We start from the raw sequence: 14,392 nt of genomic DNA, 5'->3' as shown, positions 1-14,392 counted from the left end.
TTCCTTGGTCACTGACGTCCCTCGGGGCCGAAGCCCGCGTTCCCGGGCCCCGGTCGCACGTCGACCTCGGCCCACACCGTCTTGCGGGGCGACAGTCCGGGGGTCACGCCCCACTTGTCGGCGAGTGCCTCCACGAGGACCAGGCCCCGGCCCGACTCGGCGTCCGGCGCGAACGGTTGGGGGTGCGGAGGGCGGTCACCCCGTGTGTCCGTGACCTCGATGCGCAGGGTGTCCCCCACGACGTAGAGCGTGAGGTCGAAGTCGCGTCCCGGTACCCGTCCGTGCGTCGCCGCGTTCGCCGCCAGCTCGGCCACGATCTGCCTCGCCGGGTCCAGGGGAAGCCTCCAGGCGCGCAGTTGCTCGGCGGCCAGCAGCCTGGCCAGGCGGGCGCCCCGGGGCGTGGACGAGAGCCGCAGGCTCATGTTGCGGACGGGGGTGGAGATTTCGTCGTTCACATCACTCAGCGTGGCCGGGCCTGCGTACCGTGAACAGTGACGGAGCCGTTGCGTACGGTGGCTGTCCGGCCCTTGTCCGGTGCTGTCCTGGCTGTCGGGCACGGGCGTACGGCACTAAGGGGAGTGGGATGGGCGAGGTGACCGAGCCGGGCCGGGAGGTCGACCCGGACGACGACCGGGGCGTGGCGGTCGTCGCCACGGTCGGGCGTCAGCTGAAGCTGCGGCGGGAGGCGGCGGGCCGCCGAGTTCGGGGAGGTCGTCGGCTACGGCGAGGACATGGTCCACAGGTCGAGGGCGGGAAGCGGATTCGCCGTCAGGAGTACCTGAACCGGGCGGACGAGGTCCTGGACGCGGGTGGACAGGTTTCCGCGATGTGGGAGGACGTGAAGAAGGTCCGCTACCCGAAGAAGGTACGGGAGCCGGCCAAGTTGGAGGCGCAGGCCGTTGAGATCGGCTTGTACGAGTGCAACATCATCGCCGGGCTGCTTCAGACTCCTGAGTACGCGCGAGCCGTGATCTTCGCCGCGCAACCGCCCTATTCACCGGACGACGTGGAGCGCACGGTGACGGCACGTCTGGCCAGGCAGTCGGTTTTCGAGCGCGATCCGGCTCCGTCCATGCACTTCGTGCTGGAAGAGGCGCCGCTGCGCCGGCAGGTTGGAGGCACAATGGTGTGGCGGCAGCAGCTCGAACGCCTGTTGGAGGCAGACATGATCCGCAACGCCTCCTCCGTGGAGCCCGCCGAACTGGTGTGGTTCAAGAGCAGCTACAGCGGTGGCACCAACGGCGAGTCCTGCCTCGAAACAGCCCCGACCCCCACCGCCATCCACGTCCGCGACTCCAAGTACACGTACACGCATGAGCCCTCCGCCCCCGGCCCCCGGCTCGTCCTGGCCCTATCCGCCTGGGGGCCCTTCGTGGCGTACACGGCGGGGAGCTGAACGCAGGACGGGAGCCCCCGGTGTCGTACCAGGGGCTCCCGTACAGCGCGGCGAGCCGCGACCGTCAGACGTTGACGCCGAAGTCCTGGGCGATTCCGACCAGGCCGGACGCGTAGCCCTGGCCCACCGCGCGGAACTTCCACTCCGCGCCGTTGCGGTACAGCTCGCCGAAGACCATCGCCGTCTCGGTGGCCGCGTCCTCGGAGAGGTCGTAGCGGGCGATCTCGGCGCCGCCGGCCTGGTTGACGATGCGGATGTAGGCGTTGCGCACCTGGCCGAAGTTCTGCGAGCGGGTCTCCGCGTCGTAGATCGAGACCGGGAAGACGATCTTGTCGATGTCGGCCGGGAGGGCCGCCAGGTTGACGTTGATCGCCTCGTCGTCGCCGGCGCCCTCACCCGTGCGGTTGTCGCCCGTGTGGACGATCGTGTTGTCCGGCGTCTGCTTGTTGTTGAAGAAGACGAAGTGGGCGTCGGAGTAGACCTTGCCCTGCGTGTTGACCGCGATCGCCGAGGCGTCGAGGTCGAAGTCCGTGCCGGTGGTCGTGCGGACGTCCCAGCCCAGGCCCACGGTGACGGCGGTCAGGCCCGGAGCCTCCTTGGTGAGCGAGACGTTGCCACCCTTGGACAGGCTTACAGCCATGGTCGGGAGTCCTTTCCCTCGTTTGCGTACGGCCGTGCGGCGTACGGGCTTGAAGCTACAGCTACCCGTATGAACGCCACGAGGGGTACCGAAGGTTCCAGGTCGCTTTACTTTCTTTGCCAAACGGGTGAAGGGCGATATTCGCGTGACGTGTGCCGGTCAGCCGCGCGACCATGGGGGCATGGCCGGTCCGTATCCCATCCGCGGCTCCGTCTCGCTCCCCGAGGCCGAGCTCAACTGGCGTTTCTCGCGGTCGTCCGGGCCGGGCGGGCAGCACGTCAACACCAGTGACTCGCAGGTGGAGCTGCGCTTCGACCTCGCGAACACCGCGGCGCTGCCGCCGGTGTGGAAGGAGCGGGCGCTGGCACGGCTGGCCGGGCGGCTCGTCGACGGCGTGGTCGTCGTGAGGGCGTCCGAGCACCGCTCCCAGTGGCGCAACCGCGAGACCGCCGCCGTACGCCTCGCGGCCCTGCTCGCCGAGGCCACCGCGCCCCCGCCCAAGCCCCGCATGCCGACCCGTATCCCGCGCGGTATCAATGAACGCCGGCTGCGGGAGAAGAAGCAGCGGTCGGACACCAAACGGGGCCGGTCGGGCCGCGACTGGTCGTAGTGGCCGACGGCGGATCCGCCTTGTGGATGCCCTCCGGGATTTTCCGTTCGCGATCGCATCGCACCGCCGAACGGCCTTTCGCCGTGCGGCCGCGGAAAGTGTGCCCGCGGGAATTGAAAAACAGACCGCGCGGTTTCATCCCAGCTGCCGGTATCGGCCCCGGAAATACATCAGCGGTCCGCCCTCCGCGCTCGGCAGTTCGGCGGTCAGGACGCGGCCGATCACCAGGGTGTGGTCCCCGGCCGGCACCCGCTGCTCGGTGCGGCACTCCAGGGTCGCGAGCGCGCCGCCGACCAGGGGCGCGCCCGAGGCCTCGCCTCGCACGTACGGAACGTCCTCGAAGAGCAGGCGGTCGCTGATGCGGCCCTTCATCGCGAAGCGGCCGGCGATGTGGCGCTGGCTCTCGGTGAGCACGGAGACCGCCCAGCGCGGCTGTTCGTCCAGCAGGTCGTCCATGCGGGAGCCCTCACGCAGGCTGACCAGCACCAATGGCGGGTCGAGCGACACCGACATGAACGCGGTGGCGGTCATGCCGACGTCCTCGCCGGTCGGCGCCAGCGGGTCGTCCGGGTCGAGCGGCGGCTCCTGCGCGGTCACCAGGACCACGCCCGCCGCGAGCCGGGCCAGGGCCGCCTTGAACGCTTCGTTGCTCACCCCCACAGCATGCCCGGTGGCTTCTGCGGCGGTGGGGGAGGGAGTCTTCAGCACGCCGGAAACGCTAGTGTCGCCCCCTGTGCAGCCGCATCGGCCATCCGCCCGAGCCGGGTCCTAGGACCAAGGGCGGGGTGGTGAAAGCCCGTAACGTGCATCATGTGCACACACACCCAAAGGCTGTGTTCGGTAAACGCACAGGGAAAACGCAGAAACTCCACGCAATTGCTCATGTTCTGCTGTGACTTGAGTCACAAGGGGCATTAATTGTTGACCCTGTGTACCGAGTGGGCAGCGCGCTGTGATTCAGTGGCGGGGAAAAGTAGCGCCGAAGCAGACCCTTGATTCGCTGCGAGGTCTCGGGGGGAGGGCGAACATGGAGACCGAGTCGGAACCCTACGTCCGTCTTGCGTCCCTGCGACAACTGCACCAGGTCATGGCCGACATGAACACCGCCCGCAGTCTGGCGGACACCCTGCAGACCGTCGCCGACGGCGTGATCACCGCCCTCGGCTTCGAGATGGCGTGCGTGAATCTCGTACGTCCCGACGGCGACCTCGTGGTCGCGGCCCTCTCCGGCAACTCCGCCGCCGAGGCCCTGATCACCGGCCGGGTCGGCTCCCGTGACTCCTGGGACCGGCGGCTGGGCATGGGCGAGAAGTGGGGCGACCTCGTCTTCATACCGCACACCGAGGGCTGGGTCCTCGACGACGACGACGTCCCGCAGTGGTACACCGACGGCCCCGCGCCCCGCTTCGAGGACGAGTGGCATCCCTCGGACCGGCTCTTCGCCCCCATGTACACGCCCGGCATATCGGGCAGCTCCTGCGGCGAACTGCTCGGCGTGATCTCCGTGGACCGCCCGCGCAACGGCCGGCACCCCGGCGCCTGGGGCCGCGAGGCCCTGCAGATGTACGCCTTCCAGGCCGCGATCGCCATCAGCAACGCGCGTCTACGCGCGAACATGCAGCGGGCGCTGGTCAGGCTGGAGCGCGAGCAGCAGGCCCTGAGGGCCAGCGAGGAGTCCTTCCGGCAGGCCTTCGAGTACGCCCCCTCCGGCATGGCGATCGCCGAGATGGGCGGCGACCAGCACGGCCGGATACTGCGCACCAACGACGCCCTGTGCCGCCTGCTGGGCCGCCCCGCCTCCGCGATGCGCCGCTACTCCTTCTCCGACCTGGTCCACCCCGAGGACATCGGCACCCTGCTGCGCACCTCGGCGGAGGGCGGCCGCGCCGAGCTCCGCCTCGGCCGCCGGGACGGCACGTACGTCTGGGTCTCGCTCCGCAACTCCGTGGTCGCCGACGCGGCCGACGGACCCCGCTTCCTGCTCACCCACGTCGAGGACATAGAGGAGCGCAAGCGCCGCGAGCTGCAGCTCGCCCACCGCGCCTCCCACGACTCCCTCACCGGCCTGCCGAACTCCGCGGAGCTGCGGTCCCGGCTCTCCTCCCGGCTCTGCCGGCGCGCCGACACCGACGGCCTGGAGTCCCTGGACGCGGCCTACGGCCACCCCGCCTACGACGTCAACGGCCACGGGTTCGACTTCGCCGCGTCGGTCCAGTCGTACGACGGCTACGACCACCATGTGCACACCGTCGCCCCCGAGGAGGGCCGCGACGATGGCGCCAAGGGGCTCGCGGTGCTCTTCTGCGACCTCGACGGCTTCAAGTCGATCAACGACCGGTTCGGGCACAACGCGGGTGACGCCGTCCTCATCGAGGTCGCCCGCAGGCTCACCCGGGGCGTCCGGGACGGGGACACCGTGGCCCGCCTCGGCGGCGACGAGTTCGTGATCCTCGCCGACGGGCTCGGCAAGGCCGACGCCCAGGACCTGGCGGTACGCCTGCGCAACGAGATCATCCAGCCGATCCGCGCCGAGGGGCGGGCCGTCCGGGTGGGCGCCAGCTTCGGCATCGGGTGGGCGCACTGCGGCATGACGGCGGACGAAGTCCTGAAATCCGCCGACGAGCGGATGTACGTAGAGAAACGATCTCGTCCCAAACAACATCGCCGGGCAGGATGATTCCCAGGTCATCGCGTTGATGCGGTCTGAGTCACCCGTTTGGCTCAGCAGGACCGGGTAGGCTCGACTCTCAATACCCGTACCGCATCCGCCCGCACCTGTTGAGGAGTACCAAGGGATGACGCCCGGCGACAACGGCGCGAGCACGCCCGAGGACGAGGACCCGTTCGGCTACCTGTACGCCGACGGCCAGGCCAGAGGGGCCCAGCCGCCGTCCGGCTCCGGTGGCTATGGCTACCCGAACGCGGTCAGCAGAGTGCGCTCGGTCGGTGAGCGGACCTATGGCGGCCAGCAGCAGGCGCCGCAGGCACCGCCGTACGGCGGTCACACCATTCCGCAGCAGCAGCCGGGTGCCGGCGGCTACGGCCAGCAGCCGTCCGCGGCCTACCAGGCCCCGGAGACGCTCCCGGGCGGCGCGACCACCACCCGCCAGCAGATGCCGTCCTCCGGCCGCGGCCGGGGCCCGAACACCAAGGGCCTCCTCATCGGCGCCATCGCGGTGGTCGCGGCGGTCGTCATAGGCATCAGCGTCGCCATGCTGAACGGCAACGGCGACGACGACAAGGCGAACGGCGGCACGTCCCCGTCCCCGACCCAGCCCGAGACCGCATCCCCGTCCCCCTCCAGCACCAGCTCGGTGTCGGCATCGGGTGAACTACCGACGATCGACGCGAAGGCACTGCGGCTCGGCGGTGGCGCCACGGTCGCTTCGGACGTGAAGGGCGCGAAGGCCGGCGGCGGCATCTACGTCGGGAACTTCAACCAGGCGGGCGCATCCATCACCTGGACCGTGAACGGGATCACCGAGGCCGGTAAGTACACGCTGTTCTCCACGTACGGCGTTCCCGGCAAGGACGCCAGCGCCACGCTCACGATCAACGGCACGGCGCAGAATCGTCCGATAAATCTCGGGAACTTCGCCAAAGCGCCAGCGGGTGACTACGAAAAGGGCTGGACGAACACCTGGGCGGACATCACCCTCAACAAGGGCACCAACACCATCAAGATCTCCTGCGAACAGGGCAACCAGTGCGACGTCAACTTTGACCAGCTCTGGCTGAAGTCGGGCTGGAAGTAGCCCGCGGATTACCGAGTGACGATCCTCCGGAGGGAAAGTACCGCCGCTGTGTTGATGCGGCGGTACTTTCCGCTTCGAGGACAGGTGATGGGCTCAACCAGTCCAATCCGTGCAAGAGTTCAGAAGAGTGTCGCCCTCAAATCTTGCGACCTGTACGCCGACTGTGATCAGACCTCGACTGTCCGAAGCGGTGGAGGTCAATGTGACGGTCTGGCCGGAGCCGTCGGTGTTGCTGTGCCAGGCCCAGTTCTTTCTCGTGTCATCACCTTCTGTGGAAATGAATCGAATCCTGACGTGATGACCATCGGCCAGTGTGTCGGTCAAGCTGAAGTGAATGTTCACGGTTGCGGTGGGGCTTGACCGGTTGGAGACTCTGATTGCCCCTGTTGCGCCAGTAGTCTCGCACCCGCGATAGTCGTCGTCGACTGCGCCGGCTGGGCTTGTAGCGGCGGCAGACAGGAGAATTGTAGTTGCTATGGTCGCTGCTGCCGCCAGTTTCTTCTGCAAGGTGATCGCCCTTTGGTCCTGAGTAGTGTTATCAGGACCCTGAAAAAGGGGTGGCTGGAGATTGTGACGAAATCCGTTTCGTTTTTAATTGGCCCTACGCGGTGTTTCCTCCGCCCGACACCGTGACCCGGGGCAGGAGTTCGGCGTACACGGCCGGGTTGTACTCGCCGGCCGCCGGTGCCGCCACGGTCGCGGCGGACAGGGCGAGGGCCCGGGCCAGGCGGTCCGGCCATGGCAGGTGTTCCATCAGGCCGGAGAGCAGGCCGGCTACTGCTGAGTCGCCTGCGCCGGTCGGGTTGCCGTGTATGGGGGCCGGAGGGGTTGCCTGCCAGTGGCCCTCCGGGGTGCGGGCCAGCAGGCCCCGCGGGCCCAGGGAGGCGACCACCGCGCGGGCGCCCCGGCGGCGGGCGTCCTGGGTCGCGCGCAACGGCTCGTGGGAGCCGGTGAGTTCGGCCAGTTCGACGGCGTTCGGCTTGACCAGGTCCGGGCGGGCGGCCACCCCGCGCCGCAGCGGCTCCCCGCTGGTGTCGAGGAGGACCGGCACACCGGCGGCCCGAGCGGTCTTTATCAGGCCCGCGTACGCGCCGACCGGTACCCCTGGCGGCAGGCTGCCGCACAGTGCCACGGCCGAGGCGTCGGTGAGGAGTTCCTCGTAGTGGTCGAGGAAGGCGCCCCACTCGGCCGGCGCTATCTGCGGGCCTGGCTCGTTCAACTGGGTCGTGTCGCCCGTCCGTTCGTCCACGACGGCGATGGTGCGGCGGGTCGGGCCGACCACCGGGAGCAGGGCGTCCACCACCCCCGCCGACTCCGTGAGACGCTCCCGCACCGCCTGCCCGGTGACGCCCCCGGCGAAGCCGGTCACCGTCGTCCGGTGCCCGAGGGCGGCCAGCACCCGGGCCACGTTCACGCCTTTGCCGCCCGGCCGTTCGGTCACGTCGGAGACGCGGTGCGAGGCGTGCGGGCGCAGCGCGCCGACCCGGTAGGTGATGTCGAGAGCGGTGTTCAGCGTGACCGTGAGGATCACCGGCGACCTCCCCCTCGCGCCGTACGTTTCGGGGTCCCGATCATGCCAAAGAGACGGCGACCGGCCTAGAGCCGGTCAGTCGCCGGACGGTGGCTCGGGTCTGGTGTGGAGGATCTCGCGGGCCTGTTCCGCGGCGCGGGCGATGCTCTCGCTGACGAAGTCGAGGAAACGGGCGATGTTCTCCAGGCGGGTGGCGGCCGGGGTGCCGGGGACGAGGACGCCGACGCCCTGCCGGGCGATCTCGACGATCCGGGCGGTGGACCGGGCGCTGGCCATCATCGACTGGTACCAGATGTCGTCGTCGACGATGTAGCGCTCGCGGCGGCCCTCGCCCTGTTCCCGGCGGGCGAGGCCCTGGCTCTCCAGGAACCCGATCGCCTTGGAGACGGACGCCGGGCTGACCTGCAGGTGCTCGACGAGTTCGGACGCGGTGAGGCTGCCGGAGTCGGCGAGGGTGAGGGAGGCCATCACCCGGGCCGGCATCGCGGTCATGCCCGACGCCACCATGACGCCGGTCAGTGTCTCCTCGTACGCGCGCACGGCCTCGGGATCGCGTCCGTGGGCCGGCGCCGGCGCCTCGGTGCCCTTGGATGCGGCCTGCCTGCTGCGGTGCGCGCGGCGCTCGGTGGCGCGGTGGGCCAGGTCGGCGCGGTAGCCGGTGGGGCCGCCGTTGCGCAGCACCTCGCGGGTGACCGTCGAGGTCGGACGGTCGAGACCTCTGGCGATCTCGGCGTAGGCGAGGCCGTCGGCCAGTCCCAGCGCGATCTGCTGACGTTCCTGCTGGGTCAGCCTGCCTCCCGGCATCGCGGTCTCCTCACGGCCTTCGACGGTTCGTATCGCGCCCAGAATAGCGTTCACTTTCAGTCCATTGCAACGGACGCCTGGCTATCGTTGCATTCACTCCGAACGTCAATGCAACAATGTCGTGGCTTTTGGCTGCAATTACAGGGTTTTTGCTCGACAAGTATGTTGCTCGATCAGTGAACGCAACGTAGCTTTTCGTCTGTCGGAAACAGAAGGCAGTGAGTCTGAGGAGAGCACGATGCAGAAGTTCGACACCCCTGCCCCGGTCACCGCCGTCCTGGAGATCCCCGCCGGACGCGTCCAGCTCATCGCCGCGGACCGTGCCGACACCACCGTCGAGGTGCTGCCCGCCAACCGCGCCAAGAGCCGGGACGTCAAGACCGCCGAACAGACCGCCGTCACCTACGCCGACGGCGTCCTGCGGATCACGGTCGCGGCCTCCGGCAACCAGTTCCTCGGACCGTCCGGAGCCGTGGAGGTCACCGTCCGGCTGCCGGCCGGCTCCCGCGTCGAGGCCACCACCTCCGGCGCCGAACTCCGCGGTGTCGGACGCCTCGGCGACGTCGCGTTCGAGGGCGCGTACCGCCAGATCAAGATCGACGAGGCCGCGAGCGTCCGCCTCACCGCACTCGACGGCGACGTCGAGGTCGGCCGGCTGGGCGGCTCCGCGGAGATCAGCACCACCAGGGGCGACATCCGGATCGCCGAGGCCGGGGCCGGCACGGTCGTGCTCCGCACCCAGGACGGTGACATCTCGGTCGGGGCCGCCGCCGGCGTCCCGGCCGCCCTGGACGCCGGAACCGGCTACGGCCGCGTGAGCAACGCCCTCAAGAACGACGGCACCGCCGAACTCGACATCCGCGCCACCACCTCGCGCGGCGACATCACCGCTCGCAGCCTCTGAGCAACCGCCGCCGCACCCGACACGCTCACACCCACAGGGGGAAGACATGACGCAGGACAGCACTCACCCGGCCGGTTCGCGGTGGACCGGCATGGTGCCGGTCGACGACACGGCCCTGGCCGTCACCGACACCGGCGGCAGCGGAATCCCGGTGGTCTACCTCAACGGCCAGTTCGCCACGCAGGGGTACTGGCGGCGGGTCATCGCCGAACTGGGCGCTGACTTCCGGCACATCACCTACGACGAACGGGCCCGCGGCCGGAAGTCGAAGCTCTCGGCGGACTACTCGTTCGAGGCCGCCGTGCGGGACGTCGACGCCGTCCTCGCGGCCAGAGGAGTGGAGCGGGCGCTGGTGGTGGGCTGGTCCTACGGGGCGGTCGTCGGTGCGCACTGGGCCGCGCGGAATCCGGAACGTGCCCTGGGCGCGGTCCTGGTCGACGGCGCGGCACCGCACGACTGGCTGGACGAGGCCATGGAGGAGCGGATCCGGAAGCTGTTCCGGCGGATGGGCTGGTTCATGCCGCTGCTGCGCCCGACGGGTCTGACCCCGCGGCTGGACCCCGCGCAGATGGCGGAATCCAACATCGAGCTCGGCAGACTCTCCCGCGCCCGCGAACTGGGCCCCGTGCTGGACGGCATCAGCGTGCAGGTGCGGTACGTGCTCGCCTCCGGGTCGTCCCTCGGCAGCAAGGGCGACGAGCAGGAGGAGATCCGCGCCAGTCTCGACCAGGTGTTCGAGCGGAATCCGAACCTGCGGCTGAGCGCGAAGGTCGCCAGCAATCACGGCGCGATCCTGAAGAAGGACTTCCGGGCCGTCGCCGCGGCCGTACGCGAGGTGGCCGCCCTCGACCACGGGCGGCGCTGACGGCACGGCCGGCGGTCCGGCCCGGCCCCGCCACCGTGCCCAGGTGGCGGGGCCGGCCGTTTCAGGGCAGTTCGGGTACGACCACCCAGGCGCCCTGCCGCATCACGCCCTTCAGCGTGAAGTCGGCATCCAGGACGAGCAGGTCGGCGTCCTTGCCGGGCTCCAGCGAGCCGACGCGGTCGTAACGGCCGAGCAGCCGGGCCGGGTTGGCGGACAGGGCGGCCACGGCGTGCTCCACGGGCAGCCCGTCGACCGTCACCGCCCGCCGCAGCGCGCGGTCCAGGGTCAGGGTGGAGCCGGCGATGGAACCGCCCTCCACCAGCCGGGCGACCCCGTCGGTGACCTCGACCTCCAGCGGGCCCAGCAGATAGCGGCCGTCGCCGCGGCCGGCCGCGTCCATGGCGTCCGTGATGAACGCGACCCGCTCGGGGCCCGCGTGGTGGAAGGCCAACTGCAGGGAGGCCGGGTGGAGATGGGTGCCGTCGTTGATCAGCTCGACGGTCACCCGCCCGTCCTCCAGGAGGGCCGCGATCGGGCCCGGCGCACGGTGGCCGAGCTGCGGCATCGCGTTGAAGAGGTGGGTGGCGACCGTGGCGCCCGCGTCGATCGCCTCGACCGTCTGCTCGTAGGTCGCGTCCGTGTGGCCGACGGCGGCGATGACGCCGTGCTCGGCGAGCAGACGTACCGACTCGATACCGCCGGGCAGTTCGGTGGCGAGCGTGACCATCCTGGCGTGGCCGCGCGCCGCGTCGAGCAGCTTGCGGACCTCCGCCGGGTCCGGGTCGCGCAACAGCGCCTCGGAGTGGGCGCCCTTGCGGCACGGGGAGATGAACGGGCCCTCGAAGTGGATGCCGGCGATCTCCCCCTGCTCGGCCAGCTCCGAGAGCAGGCCGGCCTGGCGGGCGAGGACGTCCATGTCGTCGGTCACGGTGGAGGCGACGAGGGTGGTGGTGCCGTGCACGCGGTGCGTGCGGACGCCGGTGAGGACCTCCTCCGCGGTGCCCGAGCTGAAGGAGGCTCCGCCGCCTCCGTGGTTGTGGATGTCGACGAAGCCGGGCAGGAGCCAGTGGCCGGTGACGTCGACGACCTGGGCGTTCTCGGAGGGGGTCGCGGTGATCCGGGTGCCCTCGACGGCGAGTCGGCCGTTCTCGACCACTCCGGTCGGAAGAACCACCCGGGCACCGGAGAGGACCAGACCGTCCGCACCCGGGCGCGGGTGCGTGGGGGCTTGTCGCGCAGTTCCCCGCGCCCCCAGGGGGGCGCTGTGGTGCGGCTCGTTGGCGGCCATCAGGGGATTACCTCCGGAGTTGTCGTCGCTAGTAGGTCCTGGGCGAGAAGCCCCGCCCCCAAACACCCCGCCGTGTCCCCCAGCGCGGCCGGGACGATCGTCGGCAGCTTCTGGAAGGTGACCCGGCTCTGCACGGCCTCCCGCAGCGGCCGGAACAGCACGTCTCCCGCCTCCGCCAGACCGCCGCCGATGATCAGGACGCGTGGGTCGAGCAGCGTGAGGGCGGTGACCAGGCCGTCGGCCAGGGCCGCCACCGCCTCCCCCCACACCCGGACGGCGTTCGGGTCGCCGGACGCGACGGACCTCGCGCACTGCGCGGCGTCCGCGTCCGGATCGCCGGTGGCCTTCGCCCACGCCTCGCTCACCGCGGCCGCCGACGCGTACCGCTCCAGACAGCCGCGCTGCCCGCACGGGCAGGGGTCGCCCTGCGGCCGTACGACGACGTGGCCGATCTCGCCCGCGAAGCCGTGCGCGCCCGGCTCCACCCGGCCGTCCAGGCCGAAGCCGCCCGCGATACCGGTGCCGAGCGCCACGAAGAAGAAGCGGTCCGCGCCCTGGCCCGCGCCGAGCCGGCCCTCGGCCAGGCCGCCGGTGCGCACGTCGTGGCCGAGGGCGACCGGGATGCCGAGCCGGTCGGCGAGCAGCGCGCGCAGGGGAACGTCGCGCCAGCCGAGGTTGGCCGAGAAGACCGCGACGCCGTTCGGCTCGTCGACTATGCCGGGTACGGCGAGGCCGGCCGCGCCCGCGCCCGCGCCGAAGTGCCTCTCGCCGTACGCGTACAGGTCGGCGGCGAAGCCGACGATGGCGGCGACGACGGCGTCGGGGCCGCGCTCGCGGCCGGTCGCCCGGCGGTCCTGGTGGAGCAGCTCGCCGTCCGGGCCGACCAGTGCGGCCTTCATTCCGGTGCCGCCCACGTCCAGGGCGATGACATGTCTCACGGGGACAGTGTGGCCCTCCGACCCGCAAGAGGTCTAGTCCACTTGCGTGGTGTAGACCTTATGGGTCCACATATTGAACAGCTAGACAGTCAGACAGGGGCAGTACACGTGCGGCGGCGTAGGGCAGGAATGATCGCGATGGTGTCCGCAACGGGCATGATCGCGGTCCTCGGTGGCTGTGGGACGACCGGATCCTCGGACGTCACCATCAGACTCGTCGCAGCCGACTACGGGGACTCCGCCGCCAACAGCTCCCAGAAGTACTGGGACCGGCTGGCCAAGGCGTACGAGGCCACGCACTCCGACGTGAAGGTCGACGTCACCGTCTACTCGTGGAACGACGTCGACCGCAAGGTCAAGGACATGGTCGCCGCCGGCAAGGCGCCCGACCTGGCGCAGATCGGCTCGTACGCCGACTACGCGGCCGCCGGCGACCTGTACGAGGCCGGCGACCTGCTCTCCATCCCGGTCCAGGCCGACTTCCCCTCCCAGCTCGCCGAGGCGGGCCAGTGGAACCACGCGCAGTACGGCATACCCTTCGCCGCGTCCACGCGCGTCCTCTTCTACAACAAGACCCTCTTCTCCGAGGCCGGCATCACCACCCCGCCCACCACCTGGAACGAGCTCGCGGCCGACGCGAAGGCGCTCAAGGCGGACGGCGTGAGATACCCGTACGCGCTGCCGCTCGGCTCCGAGGAGGCACAGGCGGAGACCATGCAGTGGCTGCTCAGCGGCGGCGGCGGCTACACCGACGACATCGGCACGTACACGATCGACTCCTCGGAGAACATCGACACCTTCACCTGGCTCAAGGACGAGCTGGTGGGCAAGGGGCTGACCGGGCCGACGGCGCCCGGCAGGCTCAACCGCGCGACCGCGTTCGCCGACTTCGCCGACGGCCAGGTCGGCATGCTCAACGGCCACCCCACGCTCATCAAGCAGGCCGAGAAGAAGGGCGTGAGGTTCGGCGCCGTGCCGATGCCGGCCCGCGCCGGCCAGAGCACCACCACCGCCTCCATGGGCGTCACGGACTGGATGGCGGCGTTCAGGCAGAACGGCCACGCGGACCAGGTCGGCGATTTCCTCGACTACGTCTACAGCGAGAAGAACGTGCTCGACTTCTCCCGCGAGTACGGCCTGCTGCCCGTCACCACGTCCGCGTCCCAGACGATGACCGACTCCTCGCGGACCCAGGACAAGCAGCTCCGCCCCTTCCTCGATCAGCTCCCGACCTCCGAGCTGTACCCGGCCGGCAAGACCTCCTGGGCCGCGATCAGCGCCGACGTCAAGAAGCAGATCGGCGCGGCGGTCACGGCCACGGGCGACCCGAGCGCCGTCCTCACCCGGCTCCAGGCCGAGGCGGCAGCGGCGGACAGCCGTACGAAGTCGGACTGAGCGTTACCGTTCTCCGCATGGACCGGCAAGAACTGGGCGCACGCGAGCAGGCGATCCTCGCCCTGGAACGCCGGGGCTTTCCGAGCCCCGGCGCGAAGGAGCGCGTGATCCGGGAGGAACTGGACCTGGCGCCGGTGCGCTACTACCAGCTCCTCAACGCCCTCCTCGACGACGAGCGGGCACTGGCCCACGACCCGGTGACGGTGAACAGGCTGCGGCGGGTGCGGGAGGCGCGGCGCGGGGAGCGGTGAGGGGCCGGTGCCGCC

15 protein-coding genes and 1 pseudogene are annotated in these 14,392 nt (G+C 70.3%); 9 read left to right on the top strand and 7 right to left on the bottom strand.

Annotation, left to right across the window (positions count from 1 at the left end):
* Nucleotides 1-8 precede the first annotated feature (8 nt).
* Nucleotides 9-422: an ATP-binding protein gene (locus ACFXI4_RS01610; protein WP_384987422.1), complete on the bottom strand. Its 414-nt coding sequence runs from the start codon at nt 420-422 to the stop codon at nt 9-11.
* Nucleotides 423-583: 161 nt separating this feature from the next.
* Here ACFXI4_RS01610 and ACFXI4_RS01605 point away from each other — a divergent pair.
* Both ACFXI4_RS01605 and ACFXI4_RS01600 read left to right on the top strand, forming a co-directional pair.
* Nucleotides 584-1,183: pseudogene (locus ACFXI4_RS01605) on the top strand (DUF5753 domain-containing protein); the annotation flags it as partial.
* Nucleotides 1,166-1,396, top strand: a complete 231-nt coding sequence (locus ACFXI4_RS01600; protein WP_384987420.1) for a DUF397 domain-containing protein — start codon at nt 1,166-1,168, stop codon at nt 1,394-1,396. The pseudogene ACFXI4_RS01605 and the gene ACFXI4_RS01600, both read left to right, overlap by 18 nt.
* Before the next feature lie 64 nt (nt 1,397-1,460).
* Here the strand turns inward: ACFXI4_RS01600 and ACFXI4_RS01595 are convergent, their stop codons facing one another.
* Nucleotides 1,461-2,036 (bottom strand): TerD family protein, encoded by a 576-nt coding sequence (locus tag ACFXI4_RS01595; protein ID WP_351484356.1) that lies wholly within the window; start codon nt 2,034-2,036, stop codon nt 1,461-1,463.
* Between the two features lie 181 nt (nt 2,037-2,217).
* Between ACFXI4_RS01595 and arfB the strand changes: the two genes are divergently transcribed.
* Nucleotides 2,218-2,646: an alternative ribosome rescue aminoacyl-tRNA hydrolase ArfB gene (gene arfB, locus ACFXI4_RS01590; RefSeq protein WP_384987183.1), complete on the top strand. Its 429-nt coding sequence runs from the start codon at nt 2,218-2,220 to the stop codon at nt 2,644-2,646.
* 135 nt (nt 2,647-2,781) lie between these two features.
* On the opposite strand, the gene ACFXI4_RS01585 is transcribed toward arfB, so the two are convergent.
* Nucleotides 2,782-3,354, bottom strand: a complete 573-nt coding sequence (locus ACFXI4_RS01585) for a flavin reductase family protein (RefSeq protein ID WP_384987181.1) — start codon at nt 3,352-3,354, stop codon at nt 2,782-2,784.
* A gap of 319 nt (nt 3,355-3,673) precedes the next feature.
* Here ACFXI4_RS01585 and cdgB point away from each other — a divergent pair, with 319 nt between their 5' ends.
* Together cdgB and ACFXI4_RS01575 are read left to right on the top strand one after the other, a co-directional pair.
* Nucleotides 3,674-5,323, top strand: a complete 1,650-nt coding sequence (gene cdgB, locus ACFXI4_RS01580; protein ID WP_362715772.1) for a diguanylate cyclase CdgB — start codon at nt 3,674-3,676, stop codon at nt 5,321-5,323.
* Nucleotides 5,324-5,441: 118 nt separating this feature from the next.
* Nucleotides 5,442-6,401, top strand: a complete 960-nt coding sequence (locus ACFXI4_RS01575) for a carbohydrate-binding protein (RefSeq protein ID WP_384987179.1) — start codon at nt 5,442-5,444, stop codon at nt 6,399-6,401.
* Between the two features lie 601 nt (nt 6,402-7,002).
* On the opposite strand, the gene ACFXI4_RS01570 is transcribed toward ACFXI4_RS01575, so the two are convergent.
* Nucleotides 7,003-7,932 (bottom strand): 1-phosphofructokinase family hexose kinase, encoded by a 930-nt coding sequence (locus ACFXI4_RS01570; protein WP_384987177.1) that lies wholly within the window; start codon nt 7,930-7,932, stop codon nt 7,003-7,005.
* 75 nt (nt 7,933-8,007) lie between these two features.
* Nucleotides 8,008-8,736 carry a helix-turn-helix domain-containing protein gene (locus ACFXI4_RS01565; protein WP_384987175.1) on the bottom strand — a complete coding sequence of 243 codons (729 nt, stop codon included), beginning with the start codon at nt 8,734-8,736 and terminating at the stop codon, nt 8,008-8,010.
* Nucleotides 8,737-8,974: 238 nt separating this feature from the next.
* On the opposite strand from ACFXI4_RS01565, the gene ACFXI4_RS01560 reads away from it, so the two are divergent.
* On the top strand, nt 8,975-9,640 hold the full coding sequence (locus ACFXI4_RS01560) for a DUF4097 family beta strand repeat-containing protein (protein ID WP_384987173.1): 666 nt from the start codon (nt 8,975-8,977) through the stop codon (nt 9,638-9,640).
* A gap of 46 nt (nt 9,641-9,686) precedes the next feature.
* The gene (locus ACFXI4_RS01555) at nt 9,687-10,505 is read left to right on the top strand and encodes an alpha/beta fold hydrolase (protein WP_384987171.1); all 819 of its coding nucleotides are present in this window, start codon (nt 9,687-9,689) and stop codon (nt 10,503-10,505) included.
* A gap of 61 nt (nt 10,506-10,566) precedes the next feature.
* Here the strand turns inward: ACFXI4_RS01555 and nagA are convergent, their stop codons facing one another.
* Nucleotides 10,567-11,793, bottom strand: a complete 1,227-nt coding sequence (gene nagA, locus ACFXI4_RS01550; RefSeq protein WP_384987169.1) for an N-acetylglucosamine-6-phosphate deacetylase — start codon at nt 11,791-11,793, stop codon at nt 10,567-10,569.
* Nucleotides 11,793-12,731: an ROK family protein gene (locus ACFXI4_RS01545; protein WP_384987167.1), complete on the bottom strand. Its 939-nt coding sequence runs from the start codon at nt 12,729-12,731 to the stop codon at nt 11,793-11,795. The genes nagA and ACFXI4_RS01545 overlap by 1 nt, the downstream gene beginning before the upstream one ends.
* A 138-nt stretch (nt 12,732-12,869) precedes the next feature.
* Between ACFXI4_RS01545 and ACFXI4_RS01540 the strand changes: the two genes are divergently transcribed.
* Nucleotides 12,870-14,126: an extracellular solute-binding protein gene (locus ACFXI4_RS01540; RefSeq protein ID WP_384987165.1), complete on the top strand. Its 1,257-nt coding sequence runs from the start codon at nt 12,870-12,872 to the stop codon at nt 14,124-14,126.
* Nucleotides 14,127-14,143: 17 nt separating this feature from the next.
* On the top strand, nt 14,144-14,377 hold the full coding sequence (locus tag ACFXI4_RS01535; RefSeq protein ID WP_362719953.1) for a DUF3263 domain-containing protein: 234 nt from the start codon (nt 14,144-14,146) through the stop codon (nt 14,375-14,377).
* Nucleotides 14,378-14,392 lie beyond the last annotated feature (15 nt).

The sequence above is a fragment of the Streptomyces sp. NPDC059224 genome, assembly GCF_042754285.1.
GTDB lineage: Bacteria > Actinomycetota > Actinomycetes > Streptomycetales > Streptomycetaceae > Streptomyces.
This window is presented reverse-complemented; position numbering and strand designations above follow the sequence as displayed.